Below are 17,087 nucleotides of genomic sequence, written 5' to 3'. Positions count from 1 at the left end.
GAATGGAGAAAAACAGAGGGGAAGTCGAGGGCAGATTCAGCAAATCAGCCCTCGACTAGTTTTGGCGAAATTAGATTTTCATATCATCAAAAAAGGTTTTTACACCGTCAAACCAGCTTTTTGCGCGAGGCGACTGCTTGTCGTCACCAGCAAGACTGGCCTGCAGCTCTTGCAACAACTCTTTCTGACGCTTGCTTAATGACACCGGCGTTTCAACGGTCACCTTGCAAATCAGGTCACCAGTACTACCGCCGCGCACCGGAGTAATACCCTTGCCACGCAAGCGGAAGGACTTTCCAGTTTGGGTTTCTGGCGGTATTTTAAGCTTAACCCGACCTTCTAAGGTTGGCACATCCAGCTCACCACCCAGCGCCGCATCGGCAAAACTGATTGGCACATCGCAGTGTAGATTTTTGCCATCGCGCTTAAAGATTGCGTGCGGACGCACCTGCATTTGCACATACAAGTCGCCAGCTGGACCGCCATTAGGACTGGCCTCACCTTCGCCACTCAAGCGAATACGGTCGCCGGTATCAACGCCAGCAGGCACTTTCACCGACAGGGTTTTGGTCTCTTCAACGCGCCCCTGACCGCGACAGCTGGTACATGGATCGGCAATGATGGTGCCGGAACCCCGACAGTGCGGGCAAGCTTGCTGAACAGCAAAGAAACCCTGCTGCATACGCACCTGACCAACACCATTACAGGTGCTACAAGTGACCGGCTTGCTGCCTTTTTTCGCACCACTGCCATCGCAAGGTTTACAGGCAACTAGCGTAGGAATACGAATCTTGGCAGTGGAACCGTGCACCGCCTGCTCAAGATCAATATCGAGTGTGTAGCGCAAATCAGAACCGCGCTGTGGGCCGCGCTGGCGACCGCCGCCACCGCCGCCAAAAATATCGCCAAACACATCACCGAAAATATCGCTAAACCCAGCTCCACCGCCGCCACCGCCACCACCGGCGTTAACGCCCTCATGACCAAAACGATCATAGGCCGCGCGCTTCTCCTCGTTAGACAGCACCTCATAGGCCTCGGTAGCCTCTTTGAAGATGTCATCCGCCTTGGGATCTTCGGGGTTACGGTCAGGGTGGTTCTTCATCGCGATACGACGGTAGGCTTTTTTAATATCCTTGCTGTCAGTGTCTCGCGACACGCCCAGAATTTCGTAATAATCTCGTTTTGACATAGCTTCGCTTCACGCTAGACGGGAGGCGGGGGACGCTTTTTAACGCGCCGCCCACTACCCCTATAAATGATTCTACCCTTCATGCCAAACGGGAGATCGCAAAACACGCTGACCTTAGCCTTTGCGTCTTCCGTCTCCCGTCCAGCGTTACACCCAAGCGAGGCACAGCCTCGCGTCGAGTTTACTTCTTGTCGTCGTCTTTTACTTCTTCAAACTCAGCATCGACCACGTCATCTGCACCGCTTGCCTGAGCCGACTCTGCACCGCCTTCAGCCTGCGCCTGAGCAGCTTGCTCAGCGTACATTTTCTCAGCCAAACCACCAGAAGCCTCAGTCAGCTTCTTGGTCGCAGCTTCAATCACCTCAACGTCGTCGCTCTTAAGCGCTTCGTCAACTTCGGTCAACGCTGCTTCGATCGCCGCTTTCTCTTCATCAGAAGCCTTATCACCGGCTTCTTCTAAAGTTTTGCGAGTCGCATTAGCCATGCCTTCAGCTGTGTTGCGCGCAACGACCAGTGCTTCAAACTTTTTGTCAGCTTCAGCGTTAGCTTCAGCATCTCGTACCATTTGCTCGATTTCATCATCGCTCAAGCCACTTGAGGCCGTGATGCGAATAGACTGCTCTTTGCCGGTTGCCTTGTCTTTAGCAGACACATGCAAAATACCGTTGGCATCGATATCGAAGGTAACTTCAATTTGCGGCAGACCACGTGGCGCAGGTGGAATGTCGGCCAAGTCGAAACGGCCAAGCGATTTGTTGGCGCTGGCTTGCTTACGCTCACCCTGCACGACGTGAATCGTTACGGCAGACTGATTATCCTCTGCGGTTGAGAACACCTGTGATTTCTTAGTAGGAATCGTAGTGTTTTTCTCAATCAGGTGCGTCGCCACACCACCCATGGTTTCAATACCTAGGCTCAGCGGAGTAACGTCAAGCAGCAATACGTCTTTCACTTCGCCAGACAGTACCGCGCCCTGCAGGGCAGCACCCATGGCAACCGCTTCATCGGGGTTTACATCGCGACGCGCTTCTTTACCAAAGAACTCTGTTACCTTGGTTTGCACCAAAGGCATACGAGTCTGACCACCAACCAAAATGATTTCGTCGATTTCAGATGCAGACAAACCAGCATCTTTCAGAGCCACTTTCATTGGCTCTAGTGAACGAGCAACCAAATCGCCAACCAGTGATTCCAGCTTAGCGCGGCTCAACTTCACAACCAAGTGCTTAGGACCAGTCGCATCGGCAGTGATGTAAGGCAGATTGATTTCAGTTTGCTGGCTAGAAGACAATTCGATTTTGGCTTTCTCTGCGGCTTCTTTCAGACGCTGCACAGCCAGTGAATCGCCTTTCAGGTCAATACTGTTTTCTTTCTTGAACTCTTCCGCCAAATAATCGATCAGGCGCATATCGAAATCTTCACCACCTAAGAAGGTGTCGCCGTTAGTCGACAGCACTTCAAACTGGTGCTCGCCATCTACTTCAGCAATTTCGATAATCGAAATATCAAAAGTACCACCACCTAAGTCGTATACCGCAATGGTGCGATCGCCCTTAGACTTGTCCATACCGTAGGCCAATGCCGCTGCAGTAGGCTCGTTGATAATACGCTTTACATCCAGACCAGCAATACGACCAGCGTCTTTAGTCGCCTGACGCTGAGAGTCGTTAAAGTAAGCAGGTACAGTGATAACCGCTTCGGTGACTTTCTCACCCAAGTAGTCTTCAGCGGTTTTCTTCATTTTCTTGAGAATTTCCGCAGAAATTTGCGGTGGCGCCATTTTCTCGCCTTTCACTTCTACCCACGCGTCGCCGTTATCGGCTTTGCAGATATTGTAGGGCACCATCTTAATGTCTTTTTGAACCACGTCGTCTTCAAAGCGACGACCGATCAAGCGCTTCACCGCATACAAGGTGTTATGCGGATTGGTGACGGCCTGACGCTTTGCGCTCTGACCAACCAGAATTTCTTTGTCTTCAGTGTAAGCAACAATCGAAGGAGTGGTGCGTGTACCTTCTGCATTCTCGATAACCTTAACCTTGTCGCCATCCATAACAGCAACACAAGAGTTAGTGGTACCCAAATCTATACCGATTATTTTACCCATGTTAAATCTCCGATTTACCTAGTCGCCACTTTTGGCGAACACTATGTCTTGTTGTCAGATATTGGCCCTTATCCACATATTTCAAGGGGACATAGACCATTTTTTACACAATTTTAAAAATTATTCCGGCGCTTTAGCGACCACCACCATGGCTGGGCGCAATAGACGACCATTCAGGGTGAAACCCTTCTGCATGACGTCCATAACCGAATTAGGCTCGGCATCTGGGTTTGGCACCATCGCCATCGCCTGATGAAATTCAGGGTTAAACGGTTCGCCTACAGGGTTGATCAATTCAACATTGTGGCGAGCCAAAGCGTCGAGCATCGACTTATGCGTCAGCTCCACGCCTTCGATCATCGGCTTCAAGGACTCATTAGCCCGATCAGCTGAAGCCAAGGCGCGATCCAGATTATCGGCCACCACCAGCATGTCCCCAGCAAACTTCTCTAAGGCAAACTTGCGAGCGTTTTCCGCGTCTTTCTCGGCGCGACGGCGAATATTTTGGGCATCGGCTACGGCGCGCAGCGCCTGCTCTTTGGCGTCAGCGGCAGCCTGCTTGGCCTCTTCCAGCTGCACTTCAAGGCTCTTTTCTGCAGCCGGCGCGGACGCCGACTCAGCCTCAGCACCATCAAGCGCATCTTGAATCTCACCAACAATCGCCTCTACCTGCGCATCTTCATCTTGCAATGCCGATTTATCCTGATCTTCTGCCACTTCAGCTATCTCCGTCACTCTCTGATTTCTTGCGGCAGCGAGGCCGCGCTGACTGGGATATGGGGCTGTAGCACCATATTTCAAGGCGGCAACAAAGATTTTTCAACAAGCCCACTCAGACACTTGCTCGGCCACAGCATTTTACTGTATAAATATACAGACAAATTTCCCACACCCACCGTGAGAGAGCATCATGCTGAGCCACCTCAACATCAGCAACTACGCTATTACCGAAAGCCTCGACATCGAACTACACCCCGGCATGACTGTACTTACCGGCGAGACCGGCGCCGGCAAGTCGATTATGCTCGATGCCCTCGGCCTCGCCCTCGGCGACCGCGCCGACAACAATATTGTGCGTCCCGGCGCAGACCGCGCCGACATTCACGCCCTCTTTGACATCAGCCAAATCGCCGGCGCAGTAACATGGTTAAAAGAGCGCGAACTCGATGACGGCAGCGAATGCATGTTACGTCGAGTTATCACCAGCGAGGGCCGCTCCCGCGCCTACATCAATGGCCAGCCCGTTACTCTGCAAGCGATTCGAGAACTCGGCAATTTACTGATCGACATCCACAGCCAGCACGCCCATCAATCACTGTTACAAAAACCCTATCAGCGCGAATTGCTCGACGCCTTTGCCGGCACCAGCGCACTGGCTCAGCAGGTCAGCGAGCACTGCAGCCAGTATCAACGCAGCAGCAAAACCCTAGCGACCCTAGCAAGCAATGTCGCCGAACAAAACGCGCAGGAACAGCTGCTCCGCTATCAGCTCGAAGAGTTAAATCGCTTAAACCTACAGCCCAATGAGCTAGAAGAGCTAGAAAACCAGCAGAAGCAACTGGCAAATGCCGAACAGATTCTCGCCGCCAATCATCACAGCCTCCAGCTCTGCAGAGAGGGCGAGGTTAACGCCATGGGCATACTCCACCAGGCATTATCGTCACTAAACAGCAGCCAGCACCAATGCGCAGCACAAAGCAATGCAGCCCAACTAATAGAAAGCGCCCGCATTCAAATTGAAGAAGCTGCCCGCGAGCTGCAAACCGTATTAGACGGCACCGAACTCGACCCCGACCGCCTAGTCGAGGTTGAGAGCCGCTTAGACGCCATTTACCAAACTGCCCGTAAACACCGCCTGCAACCCGCAGAGCTACCTGCTTTGCACGCCTCCTTAGCGGAACAACTAGAGGGCCTCAACGCCAGCGATGAAAAATTAGAGCAGCTGCGCATCGAGCAGCGCAAATCATTGCAAGCCTATAATGACAAGGCCGCTACACTCAGCGAAAAGCGCCGCAAAGCCGCTGCCACTATGAAAAAAAGAGTAGAAGAACAACTTCGCGCCCTGAGCATGAAACACTGCGAAGTCGATTTTGCCCTGCAGGCCCTGAGCGACGAACCCCACAGCTGCGGCCGCGAAGAAGTTGAAATTCTGATTAGCACCAACCCCACTTCTGCCAAGGGCCCGCTCAACAAAATCGCCTCTGGCGGCGAACTATCGCGGATCAGCCTTGCCATTCAGGTGGTCACCGCCCAAGTAGCGGCCATACCCACTATTGTTTTTGACGAAGTGGACGTTGGCATTGGCGGCGCCACTGCCGAAATCGTTGGCAAACTACTGAATGAACTGGGCAAACGCAGCCAAGTACTGTGCGTAACCCACCAGCCCCAAGTTGCCAGCCAAGGCGATCATCATATTCGCGTGCAAAAAGTGGGCGACAAAAAGCACCTGCGCACCGAGCTGCAGCCGCTAAAAGATGAGCAAAAAATTGATGAAATTGCACGGATGTTAGGCGGGATTTCGATTACCGAGAACACCTTAGCGCATGCACGCGAGATGCTGGGGGTAAGGCATTAAGCGGGAGATGCTTGACCTCGGGGTGCTGTATGATTGACGGGAGACGCTAAGTCAAAAACAGGTTTTCGCATTCGTAGCATCTAGCATGCGGGGCTCACGATATTACGTGTCGTAACATTAAACGAATCATCATACATGGGGCGTCAGACTAGCAATTTCGGCTCAGTGGCAAACGGGAGAGGCAAAAAAAGCGGATTTTGCGTCTCCCGTTCAGCGTTAAAGCGTTACGCCTTCTTCGGCTTCACATACAAAACCAAGCTGTGATCAACCAACTCAAAACCGCGCTCTTCAACTAACTGACGCTGACGGGCTTCGATTATGTCGTCGCAAAACTCAATAACCTCATTGGTTTCCAAGCATACGATGTGGTCGTGGTGCTCACCTTTTTCCAGTTCAAAAACCGAATGACCCGCCTCAAAATTATGCCTAATTACTAAACCTGCGGCTTCAAACTGAGTGAGTACACGATAAACGGTGGCCAAACCAACATCTTCGCCTGACTCCATTAGGGCCCGATACACGTCTTCCGCACTAAAATGCTGATTCTCACTCTCAGCCTGTTCCAGCAACTGTAAAATCTTGACGCGAGGCAAAGTAACTTTAAGCCCTGCTTTGCGGAGCTCTTTATTTTCTATCGACATATGCCTTGGACCTTAGCGTTGCGGTGGGGATTGCGCTATTATCCCACGCCTCTGTAAGCGATTGGAACCCTTTAGCATGTATAGACGATTTGCCACAGCATGCCTGCTTGTAACTTTGGCGGCATGCAGCTCGCTGGAATTCCCCGGCGTTTACCGCCTGCCCATCGACCAGGGCAACATTATCACCTCGGAAATGGTAGACCAGCTTAAGGTTGGCATGAGCCGCAGCCAAGTAGAATACGTGATGGGTACGCCCATGGTGCGCGACACCTTCAGCCCCAACCGCTGGGACTATATTTACACTTTGAGCAAGCCAGATGAACCGGTAGAGCGCCACCAGCTAACGGCTTATTTTGAAGGCGACACGCTGGTCAAATTCACTACCGACGTTAAACCAACCGACGTTAAACCGGTAGAGCCCATGCCGGCACAAAACAGCGACGGCACTGCAACTGATCCAGCAACCGTACCAGCACCTGTCGCTGAATAATTATTCAGCGGCCTTGCGGGCTTTTACTTTGGCGGCCCGCTGTTTGCGCACCTCTTTTGGATCGACAATGAGTGGCCGGTAGATTTCTACGCGGTCGCCATTTTTTAATACCTGCTCTTCAGGCTTACTCACACCTTTGCCAAACACGCCTAAATCAACAGCGCTCAGATCCAACTCTACAAACTGCTTATCCAGACCAGACTGCAAGGCTGCGGCCCTAACGGTAGTACCCTCAGGTAACTCCAGCGCCACAATGCGCTGCTTGTCTGGCAACGCGTAAGCAACCTCAACATGAATCGTTTTGCTATTATCGTCCATACTGTTCGTTCGCTCGCTTTACTAGGGCATCCACTAAATTATTGGCCACCGAATTGAATAATTGCTTGGTGGCCGCACCAACCAAACTGTTGGTCAGCGAGAAACGTAAATGCAAGCTCACCTTGCAGGCCTCGTCACTCAGCGCCAACAGTGTCCACTCGCCGCGCAAATCCTCAAACGGGCCATCAACCAGGCTTAAGCTCACACTGCGACCGGCAACCAACTTATTGCGGGTAATAAAGCTCAACTTAATGCCAGCTTTAGCCAAATCTAAACGCGCCTCCATCATATCATCGCTGCGCGCCAGTACTTCAGCGCCGACACAGCCATCCATATACTGGGGATAAGCCGCAACATCGTTGATTAGCTCATAAACAACATCTGCGGAATAGGGCAATAGCGCGCTGCGCCGAATCTCGGTCATTCTCGGTCCCAATTAGTTTAGGCGGTCACTCGCAGGTATAAGCCCACAACTAACACCACCAATATTGCAGGCGGCGCAATATACCGCAACAAGGCCTGCCAAAGCCAAAAAAACACGCCCTCAAACCAACCGTCCCGCACCCCATAAACTACCTTGGGCACCCGCCACGCGGCAAATAACACAAAGCACCAGGCCGATAAGGGCAGCAAGATATTGGCCGCCAATATATCGACCCATTCCATAAAACTACGCGACAGCCAGCGCAAATCACTGGCGGGTGCCAAGGAGCTAATCGCCACATCGCCACCCACCCAGATCAAGACCCCAGCCATTATCGCCGCTGCCGGCCGCCATACCGCCCAGCGCTCAACCATATACGCGACCAGTGGCTCCATGAGCGCCACTACCGTGGTTAATGACAAAATCGACAACAATAAGAAGAAGGCAGTGCCGGCAATATCGCCAAACACCAAATTACCGAAAGAAAACGGCAGGCTAATAAATAACAGCGCCGGACCACTACCCGGAACAATATGCTGATCAAACACCAGCGCCAGTATCGCCAAACCCGCGAGCACTAAAACCCCAGCATCAATAATTACCAAGGCCATCAACTGCCGAGAAATAGAGCGCCCAGAGGGGAAATACGCGCCGTAGGCCATTAATGCGCCAGTACCAATGCTCAGAGTGTAAAACGCGTGCTGCAAGGCCGAGAATACCCCTCGCCAACTCAAATCTTCTACCCGCAGAGTAAACATCCACTGCAAGGCAGATGTGAAGTCTCCCAAGGCGTAGCTGTAATAGACAATACTCAGCAGCACCAGCAACAGCACCGGCAGCAGTACCCGTAGCACCCCCGCCATACCCCGCACCACGTTCATGGCCGACAGCGATATTGCCGCCACCAAAAATATTCGCTGCCAAAATCGCATTTGCTCTGGCGCCGCGAGTAAGCCGGTTAACTCAGCGGCAACCACATCCAGACTAGCGCCATCCATTACCCCAGTCGACATTTTGGCAACATAGGCCAATAGCCACGACGACACTACCGCGTAATTGGCCGCCAGCATCAACGCCGCAATACAGGCTATTTGAGCGGCTAATGACCAGTGCTTGCTCGCCTTGGCATAATGCGCCAACTGGTCAATGGCATGAATAGGGTTGCCGCGCGCACGTACCGCAATACGCACCTCCGCCACCGCTATGGGGAGCATCACCAACACCACAAAGCCAAGATAAAGTAGCAGATATGCACCGCCGCCATTATGCCCAAGCTCTTGTGGCGTGCGCCAAAAGTTACCTAAACTGACCACCAAACCGGTGGCGGCAGCAAGAAATGTCCAGCGGCTAGACCAGATCCCCTGTATTTTTCGTTTCTTTAAAACCATAAGCCGCCAACATCAATTCTGCAAAGCAGGGGTCTTTTTACCTGAGGCCAATAGGTTTTGCCAGCAACTCCCTCTATAATCGGCTCCATGAGTAAAAACAAACCAAAAAACACCAGCAGCACGATCGCACTAAACAAAAAGTCGCGGCACGACTATACCCTTACCGACAAGTTTGAAGCAGGCTTAGTACTGCAGGGGTGGGAGGTCAAAAGCCTGCGACAAGGCAAAATCCAGATCGTCGACACCTACGTGATACTACAGAACGGCGAGGCCTTTCTGATGGGCGGTCATATTTCGCCGCTACTCAGTGCGTCTACCCACTATGTGACCGATCCAACCCGCACTCGCAAGCTCTTGCTACACGCAAAAGAACTGCGCAAGCTAGAGGAGGCCGTGCAGCAGAAAGGCTACACCTGCGTGTGCACCGCCTTGTATTGGAAAAAGCACATGGTCAAAGCAGAAATTGCACTGGCCAAAGGCAAGCAAGATCACGACAAGCGCGAGTCTGAAAAGAACCGCGACTGGGAACGCCAGAAAATGCGCATTGTCCGCGCACATAACTCCTAAACCGAGCATCGCACCCAACGCCAATGAAAACTCTCTATTTGCTGCGCCACGCTAAATCAGGTTGGGATGATGACCAACTCAGTGACGCTGAGCGACCGATCACCAAACGTGGCAAGCGCGACTGCCAACTCATTGCTAGCGAAATCCAGCGCCGCGAACACATCTTTAATTATGTGTACTGCAGCACTGCAAAGCGCGCGCAGGAAACCCTCAAGCGCTTTCAGGCCGACTCTAGCATTTTAGATGCCGCTGATATCGTCCACGACGAGGCTCTCTACACCTTTGAGGCGCCAAAACTCCTCGCCTGGATTAAAGACCTACCGCAAACCCAAAGTAACGCGCTTATTATTGGCCACAACCCTGCACTTGCTGACCTTGCCAACTATTTATACGATGGCAAAATTGGCCACGTCGGCACCTGTACCTTTATGGAACTAGAAATTAATATCGAGTACTGGGATCAACTGCGCGCCGATAGCGCCAAGCTCATTGAAATCATTCGCCCCAAACAATTCCGCTAGCGAGACCACACAGCACAGGATGCGCCCAAACAATGGCCGACAGCTCAGCGTTAAAAGACATTAACATTGTTAACGACGTTCTCATTCTCAAAAAAAGCCACAAACTAATACGACGTATGCAGCGTAATTTACCTGGGCCAGAGATTCACGGCTACCAGGTGTGGGGCTCGTCTTTTTTAATAATGGATTACCTGCTGGAAAACCCGCCTAAAAAACGGGCCAAAATGATGGAAATCGGCTGTGGCTGGGGTATTTTAGGAATTTCCTGCGCGCAGCACTTCAAGGCAAAAGTGACCGCTGTAGACGCCGACGAGCACGTATTTCCCTACCTCGACGCCCACGCCCTACTCAATGATGTCAAAATCAAGACGCGCACTGCCCGCTACGAACATCTTAAAACTGAAGATCTAAAGGGTCACAGCCTGATGCTCGGCGGCGACATTTGTTTCTGGGACACCTTAGTTAAACCCTTGTTTTCCGCCATAAGCGCTGCCCACGAAGCCGGTGTGGGCAAAATTATTATTGCCGACCCCGGTCGCCCACCATTCCATAAATTGGCAAAACGCTGCCAAAAAGCCTTTGGCGCTGAACTCGTCAGCCGCGAAATTTACAGTCCAAAAAAACTCAGCGGCGAATTACTGATTATTTCGCAGTAAGCGCCGCACACCTTATTTCTTGTGTTTCTTTTTTGGAGACTTCGGTTTGGCGCGATAGTCTAAGCGCGCCAAGCGCGGCAATTTACCCGTGCTCAGAAACTTATAGGTCTGATCCTGCGAACGAATTTTACCTCCACTCTTCTTACGCACCCGAAACGCATTGCTTTGCGAAGCATCAATTATCCGCGCCTTAACATTGTCGGCCCACTGCAAATCAATAATCGTCTGCAACATATCCTGCAAAGGTTTATTGTAAATAGGGCAAGTCACCTCAACTCGAAAATCGATATTGCGGGTCATTAAATCTGCCGAGGAAATAAAATAGCGGGGCTCGCCATTATTGCGAAAAATATACACCCGTGGATGCTCTAAGAAGCCGTCAACAATGCTAATCGCCTCAATATTGTCGCTCAGCCCCGCCACCCCCGGCACCAAGGAACACATGCCGCGCACAATTAAGCGCACCGGCACCCCAGCCGCACTGGCCTCGTAGAGCAGGTCGATTAGCTCGCGGTCGACCAAATTATTACACTTAAGGGTGATGCCGCACTCATTACCCTTTTTAGCATTTTGAATCTCCTCTTTAACCAAGCCCAGCAAGCGCTCACGGCTATTCAGCGGCGACACCCCAAGATGGTTAAACTCATGACGCTTATAGTTGAAGGCAATAAAATCAAATACTTTGGCTACCTCGTCACCAATCGCTTGGTCGTAGGTGAGCAAACTAAAATCGGTGTACACCGTGGCAGTCTTTTCGTTGAAATTACCAGTACCCACATGGCTGTAATAGCGCTGCACACTGCCTTCTTGGCGCACAATCGAAATCAGTTTGCTGTGCACCTTTAAACCTGGCACGCCCAAAATAACATTCACGCCGCCGTCGGTTAAACGCTGCGACAGCGCGATATTCGCCTCTTCATCAAAGCGGGCCTGCAACTCAACAACCACTGTTACTTCTTTGTGATTGGCCACGGCATTCAGCAGCGCATCAACCACATGAGAGTTAGACGCCACCCGGTACAGACTAGCCTTAATACTTTTCACTGCGGGATCGATCGCCGCTGTTTTCAGCAAATCGGTCAGGTAATTAAAACTGTGATAGGGGTAATACAGCAAAATATCTTGCTCGCGCAGGCAGCTCAAAATATTCGCTGCTCGGTCAATTACGGGCACTGGTATAGTTGCCCGCGACTTGGCATCCAAATACGCTGGCCCCAAATTGGGAAAGCGCATAAAGTCCTTGGAATTGTGGTAGCGCCCACCGGGGATCATAGAATCGAGTTTGCCCAGCCCCATACGCTTAACGAGATAATCCAGTAAGTCATTGGGCATCGCTGCATCGTACACAAAGCGCACTGGATCGCCTTTTTTACGACGCTTTAGGCTCTGAGTCATCTTCTCAACAAAGGTGTGGGTCACCTCTTCACTCAACTCCAGCTCAGCGTCACGCGTTAGCTTAATAGTGTAGGCATCTGACGTTTCCAAGGGAAAAATCCCCCTGAACACCTCGGGCAGACACACCCGAATCATATTTTCTAAAGAAATTAGGACCTTGCCACGCTTACCTTTGCGGCCAGGGATGCGAATAAAACGATCAAGCCGCGAGGTGGGAATCTCCAGCAATGCAAAGCGGGTCTGAGTCTCGTAGCCCAAGCGAATCGCAAGATAAATAGAGGATTCATTTAATTCAGGGATAGGATTGGCATCGTCGAGAATAATCGGCACCAATTCCTGCTGAATATGAGAGTGAAAGTAAGAGCGCACATAACTGGTTTGCGCCTCATCTAACTGCTTTTCGTTGATCAGATAGATCTTACGGCGCCGCAATTCTTTTAAATTTTCACGGTATACCGCGTCAAAACGCTGCTGCAATTTAAGTACTTTCTGCCGAATTTCCTCAAGCAGATTTTTGTATTCATCTTGCTTAGACGCGGGTGAAAACGCCGCCAAGCGGCGCACGTCTGCCACCCTCACTCGAAAGAACTCATCAAGGTTATTTGAAAAAATACCTAAATAACGGATGCGCTGAATAATCGGCACACTCGGGTCTGCAGCCTCCTGCAATACCCGCTCATTAAACGACAACCAACTCAACTCTTTGGCAACCCATGTACTATCCACGCCCTGCCCACCCTTCAAATAATCCATTTAAATAATCTATCAAAAAAAATACACGCTAGTGTAGCGATGCGCCATGTCATTTTTATGACGCAAACCCAGTGTCGATTTTCGCTGGCTCAGCCGATACACTGAGCAGCCAATAGGGAATTCATACTAACATGGCTCAAAATAGCGACTCTTACGCAGCACTGGATCTTGGCTCCAACAGCTTCCACCTTCTCATTGCCAGCTTCAGCGACAACAAAATTCGCGTCATCGACCGCCATAAAGATATGGTTAGATTGGCGGCGGGTCTCGACGACGACGGCCGGCTCAGCGACGAAGCCCAAGACCGCGCCCTAGACAGCCTCGCCAAAATGGCCGACCGCCTGCGCGGTGTTCCACGCCGGCAAATTCGCGTAGTCGGCACCAACACCCTGCGTGCAGCCAGCAATGCCGTCGAGTTTATGGCCAAGGCCGAAGCCGTGCTCGGCCTAACTATCAACATCATCTCAGGCACCGAAGAAGCCCGCCTCGTCTACCTCGGCGTAGCCAACGACTTTGCCCCAGAACAAAAACATCGCCTTGTTATCGATATTGGCGGCGGCTCCACCGAGCTTGTGGTGGGTAATAACACCCCACGCCAGCTCGAAAGCCTCCCCATGGGCTGCGTCAGCTTCAGTATGCGCTATTTCAAAAATGGCGACATCAACGAAAAATCCTTCAAAAAAGCAGTTAACGCCGCGCGGCAGATGATTGGCCCCTACGTTGAACCCTTCCGTGGACAGTGGCAAGAAGCCGTTGGTTCCTCAGGCACCATTCGCAGTATTGGTAAAATTCTGGCAGACCAAGAGCTAAGTGATGCTGGCTACATCTCTGCCTCCGGCGTAGAGCAGCTAAAAAACCAAGTACTCAGTGCCAGCAATAGCCGCGAGCTAAACATAAAAGGCTTGAGTGAAGACCGCCGCGACGTTTTTGTTGGCGGCTTTGCCGTGCTCTACGCCCTGTTCGAAGAATTAGACATGGAAGGCCTGCACGTCTCTAATTACGCCATTCGCGAAGGCATTGTTCACGACCTCGCCGGACGCCTTCACCACCGCGACAAACGCGAAGACACCATCAAACAACTAATTAGCCAATATAGCATCGACGCAGCTCAGGGCAACCGCATAGCGGAGCTCTGCGCCCGCTGGCTGCCCGCCGTAGCCCAACACATCACCACCCCCGACCAAGAAGCAGACCCGCTATTACGCTGGGCCGCCCAACTGCACGAATTGGGCCTTGCCATTGCCCACGGCGGCTACCACAAGCACGGCGCCTATATTCTCGGTAACGCCGACATGCCGGGCTTCTCGCGGCAAGAACAAGCCCGACTCAGCTTTTTAGTTGCCAACCACCGCCGTAAACCCAAGCCAGTGGGCAGCCCTAGCTACGGCGTTACCGCCGACTGGCCGCTGGTCTGCGTACTGCGCCTAGCATGTATATTCTATCGGCGTCGCCAAGCCAAACAACTGCCCGACACCATCACCCTAAGCAGCAAAGACGCCACCAAACTCAACCTGAGTATTCCCGAAGACTGGCTGCAAGCCAACCCGCTCATCGCCGCTGATTTAGACGACGAAGCCGAGTTACTTAACAAAAGTCTAAACATAAAACTAAGCATCCGACAAAACCACAGCGAACAATCCTAGTCGTCACCGGTCCAAAGGAGTACAATCCACCCTCTGGGGCCGATTTGGATTCGACGCCGGTTACAAAACTTATGGTGCATGCCGTGATGACAGCGAATCACGTTAATCCAAAGCTGTAAACCTAATAGTTGCCAACGACGACAACTACGCTCTAGCCGCTTAAACCCCGGTTAGCGGTCGCTACCAGATGCTTGTAAATGGGACGCGACTGTCATATAGAACAAGCTAGCGAGTAAGGTATGTCTGAGACCGAGCCGCGAAACACCTTATCAGAATCGCCAATTACGTCCTGCCCGTCGGGCTGTTTGCGGCTAAATTAATTGACGGAAACCAAGCATGTGAAGAGCCTTAAGCAGCGGACTGGCGGACGCGGGTTCAATTCCCGCCGGCTCCACCAAAAATACTTCCAAGGGAGACCAAGGAAGGCCTGAAACCCCAGTAAATCTGGGGTTTTTTGTGCCTAAACGGTCTGCAGGCGTCCTAGGGGATCTATTGCAATCCGGCCTAAAAAGGGGGTATAACTGGGGGTATATCGACACCACCAATAGTTGATACCCCCAAACTCAGGTAGCCAATGAAGCTTTCAGCCACTGCAGTCAAAGAAGCTAAACCGAAGGTCAGCCCTTATAAACTAAGCGACGGGGGTGGACTGTTTCTACTGGTTAACCCCAATGGGAAAAAGTATTGGCGCTTCAAATACCGATACTTCACCAAGGAAAAGCTATTGGCGCTAGGGGTGTATCCAGACCTATCGCTAAAATCTGCACGAGCCAAGCACCGAGATGCAAAAGACTTACTAAGTAGCGGCATCGACCCATCAGCCCAACGCAAAGCCATCAAATTGACAGGGAGCACCGCCGCCGAAAATAGCTTCAAGCTTGTCGCCTTAGAATGGTTCAGCAAGCAAAAGCCTATTTGGGCTGAAAATCACTGGTCTAAAGTCGAGCGGATGATGACCCGAGACTTATTCCCTCAGCTTGGCATCAGACCGCTGAATGAGATCACCCCTCCCGAGCTACTAGCGGTATTACGAAAGATTGAAGATCGTGGCGCCCTCGAATCAGCAAAACGCACAAAACAGATTGCCGGCCAAATATTCCGCTATGGTGTGGCAACAGGCCGATGTGAACGTGACCCATCACAAGATTTATCCGGCGCCCTAGCCAATCCAATCAAGAAGCACCGTGCAGCAGTCACTGACCCTAAAGAAGTAGGCCCCCTCTTGAACGCCCTAGATGGCTACAAGGGAACCGCCGTCGTAAACGCGGCCCTACGCCTTGCTCCACTCACCTTTGTTCGTCCCGGCGAATTACGCAACGCCAAATGGGCTGAAATGGATTTCGATAAGGCTGAATGGCGCTACTACGTCACCAAAACCAAATCAGAGCATATCGTGCCTTTGTGCAAACAAGCGGTAGACATACTGCAGGAACTGCGACCACTCACCTGTAAAAGTGAATACGTATTCCCCAGCGCTAGGACACTTAGCCGCCCGATGAGCGACAACGCCATACTCTCAGCCATGCGCCGAATGGGGATCGAAAAAGAGGAAATGTGCGGCCACGGCTTTCGCGCTATGGCACGAACGATACTAGACGAAGAGCTACATTTCAGACCGGATTGGATAGAGCATCAACTAGCTCACGCAGTTAAGGATGTTCACGGCAGAGCCTATAACCGCACCGCCCACCTACCTGAACGGAAAAAGATGATGCAGGCTTGGGCTGACTATTTAGAAAACCTGAAAATCCAAGCACTTAGGGGCAATGTTGTGCCAGTGCGGTTTGGGTAATGCTTGACTGGAATGCTATTGACTTCAAATTTAGTGAGCAACAACGTTCAAACCTATCTATTGTGGTTCAAGACGATGCCAAATTACCGGCTGTCGAGCGCATGTTGGTCGAAGCGACTAAACGCCAACTATTTAGAAATGACACAGACATTGCCAATATTTCCAAAATCAAAAAAAACTTAGCGTTATTATTAGCTAAGTTAAAGCAAGCACGTTCAGTGATGATGGATATGGATCCTATCACTGCCGGTGTACTTAAAGCGTTCCCATCGGGACTTGAGCTTACTACGCTGGAAAAATATATTAAGTCCACTGACGAATTTCTGAGCACATTTCCCGAAGCGGGAAGAGGGAGCGCTACTTCTACTCGCTATACCTTTGCACTGGACTTTATCGTCAGGGAATTTCCTAAGATTTATGGCGAAGAGCAAAATGTATCATACTCCCCTACCTCAAAGTTCTATTCGATAGTAGATCACTGGCTAAAGTATATCCTTAACATCAACGGCGAATTTCCCGAACGCCAAATTAAGACTGCGATGAATAACGTAGCGAACGCTGCGGTCGAAAACCATGACCACACTACGGATTTAGGGACGTCAAATACGTAAAAGAATAAAACAGA

General features: G+C 51.4%; 16 protein-coding genes and 1 other RNA gene. 9 read left to right on the top strand and 8 right to left on the bottom strand.

What is annotated here, in order from left to right:
• Positions 1-70: 70 nt before the first annotated feature.
• The 3 genes from dnaJ to grpE all read right to left on the bottom strand — a co-directional run bounded on the left by dnaJ (position 71) and on the right by grpE (position 4,025).
• Positions 71-1,192, bottom strand: coding sequence for a molecular chaperone DnaJ (dnaJ, locus tag AB4876_RS16280; protein WP_368382808.1), 1,122 nt, complete (start codon positions 1,190-1,192; stop codon positions 71-73).
• Between the two features lie 181 nt (positions 1,193-1,373).
• Complete coding sequence (dnaK, locus tag AB4876_RS16275; protein WP_368382807.1) at positions 1,374-3,299, bottom strand: molecular chaperone DnaK; 1,926 nt, start codon at positions 3,297-3,299, stop codon at positions 1,374-1,376.
• Between the two features lie 120 nt (positions 3,300-3,419).
• Entirely contained in the window at positions 3,420-4,025 is a 606-nt protein-coding gene (grpE, locus tag AB4876_RS16270) for a nucleotide exchange factor GrpE (protein WP_368382836.1), read from the bottom strand.
• A gap of 184 nt (positions 4,026-4,209) precedes the next feature.
• Between grpE and recN the strand changes: the two genes are divergently transcribed.
• Positions 4,210-5,874: a DNA repair protein RecN gene (recN, locus tag AB4876_RS16265; RefSeq protein ID WP_368382806.1), complete on the top strand. Its 1,665-nt coding sequence runs from the start codon at positions 4,210-4,212 to the stop codon at positions 5,872-5,874.
• 224 nt (positions 5,875-6,098) lie between these two features.
• Here the strand turns inward: recN and fur are convergent, their stop codons facing one another.
• The gene (gene fur / locus AB4876_RS16260; protein ID WP_368382805.1) at positions 6,099-6,515 is read right to left on the bottom strand and encodes a ferric iron uptake transcriptional regulator; all 417 of its coding nucleotides are present in this window, start codon (positions 6,513-6,515) and stop codon (positions 6,099-6,101) included.
• Between the two features lie 76 nt (positions 6,516-6,591).
• On the opposite strand from fur, the gene AB4876_RS16255 reads away from it, so the two are divergent.
• A complete protein-coding gene (locus tag AB4876_RS16255) occupies positions 6,592-7,005 on the top strand; it encodes an outer membrane protein assembly factor BamE (protein WP_301030504.1) in 414 nt (137 codons plus the stop codon).
• Here AB4876_RS16255 and AB4876_RS16250 read toward each other — a convergent pair whose 3' ends face one another.
• From AB4876_RS16250 to AB4876_RS16240, 3 genes are read right to left on the bottom strand one after another with little or no spacing between them, the layout of a single operon-like run.
• Complete coding sequence (locus AB4876_RS16250; protein WP_368382804.1) at positions 7,006-7,323, bottom strand: RnfH family protein; 318 nt, start codon at positions 7,321-7,323, stop codon at positions 7,006-7,008. It lies immediately after the preceding gene.
• Positions 7,313-7,747, bottom strand: coding sequence for a type II toxin-antitoxin system RatA family toxin (locus tag AB4876_RS16245; RefSeq protein WP_368382803.1), 435 nt, complete (start codon positions 7,745-7,747; stop codon positions 7,313-7,315). Before AB4876_RS16245 ends, AB4876_RS16250 begins: the two co-directional genes overlap by 11 nt.
• Before the next feature lie 17 nt (positions 7,748-7,764).
• Complete coding sequence (locus AB4876_RS16240) at positions 7,765-9,135, bottom strand: sodium-dependent transporter (protein WP_368382802.1); 1,371 nt, start codon at positions 9,133-9,135, stop codon at positions 7,765-7,767.
• A gap of 87 nt (positions 9,136-9,222) precedes the next feature.
• Here AB4876_RS16240 and smpB point away from each other — a divergent pair, with 87 nt between their 5' ends.
• The 3 genes from smpB to AB4876_RS16225 are packed head-to-tail and all read left to right on the top strand — an operon-like array spanning position 9,223 to position 10,879.
• The gene (gene smpB, locus AB4876_RS16235) at positions 9,223-9,702 is read left to right on the top strand and encodes an SsrA-binding protein SmpB (protein ID WP_368382801.1); all 480 of its coding nucleotides are present in this window, start codon (positions 9,223-9,225) and stop codon (positions 9,700-9,702) included.
• A gap of 23 nt (positions 9,703-9,725) precedes the next feature.
• The gene (locus AB4876_RS16230) at positions 9,726-10,223 is read left to right on the top strand and encodes a SixA phosphatase family protein (protein WP_368382800.1); all 498 of its coding nucleotides are present in this window, start codon (positions 9,726-9,728) and stop codon (positions 10,221-10,223) included.
• Between the two features lie 32 nt (positions 10,224-10,255).
• On the top strand, positions 10,256-10,879 hold the full coding sequence (locus AB4876_RS16225; protein WP_368382799.1) for a class I SAM-dependent methyltransferase: 624 nt from the start codon (positions 10,256-10,258) through the stop codon (positions 10,877-10,879).
• 12 nt (positions 10,880-10,891) lie between these two features.
• Here the strand turns inward: AB4876_RS16225 and ppk1 are convergent, their stop codons facing one another.
• Complete coding sequence (ppk1, locus tag AB4876_RS16220) at positions 10,892-13,000, bottom strand: polyphosphate kinase 1 (protein ID WP_368382798.1); 2,109 nt, start codon at positions 12,998-13,000, stop codon at positions 10,892-10,894.
• Positions 13,001-13,158: 158 nt separating this feature from the next.
• On the opposite strand from ppk1, the gene ppx reads away from it, so the two are divergent.
• The 4 genes from ppx (at position 13,159) to AB4876_RS16200 (ending at position 17,073) form a co-directional block, all read left to right on the top strand.
• On the top strand, positions 13,159-14,670 hold the full coding sequence (gene ppx, locus AB4876_RS16215; RefSeq protein ID WP_368382797.1) for an exopolyphosphatase: 1,512 nt from the start codon (positions 13,159-13,161) through the stop codon (positions 14,668-14,670).
• A gap of 35 nt (positions 14,671-14,705) precedes the next feature.
• Positions 14,706-15,067: a transfer-messenger RNA gene (gene ssrA / locus AB4876_RS16210) on the top strand.
• Positions 15,068-15,244: 177 nt separating this feature from the next.
• Positions 15,245-16,462, top strand: a complete 1,218-nt coding sequence (locus AB4876_RS16205; protein ID WP_368382796.1) for a tyrosine-type recombinase/integrase — start codon at positions 15,245-15,247, stop codon at positions 16,460-16,462.
• Complete coding sequence (locus AB4876_RS16200; RefSeq protein WP_368382795.1) at positions 16,462-17,073, top strand: hypothetical protein; 612 nt, start codon at positions 16,462-16,464, stop codon at positions 17,071-17,073. Before AB4876_RS16205 ends, AB4876_RS16200 begins: the two co-directional genes overlap by 1 nt.
• Positions 17,074-17,087 lie beyond the last annotated feature (14 nt).

This window comes from Zhongshania guokunii (genome assembly GCF_040892635.1).
In the GTDB taxonomy this organism is placed as follows: domain Bacteria; phylum Pseudomonadota; class Gammaproteobacteria; order Pseudomonadales; family Spongiibacteraceae; genus Spongiibacter; species Spongiibacter guokunii.
Note: the sequence above shows the minus strand (reverse complement) of the source record. Positions and strands in the feature narration are given on the sequence as shown.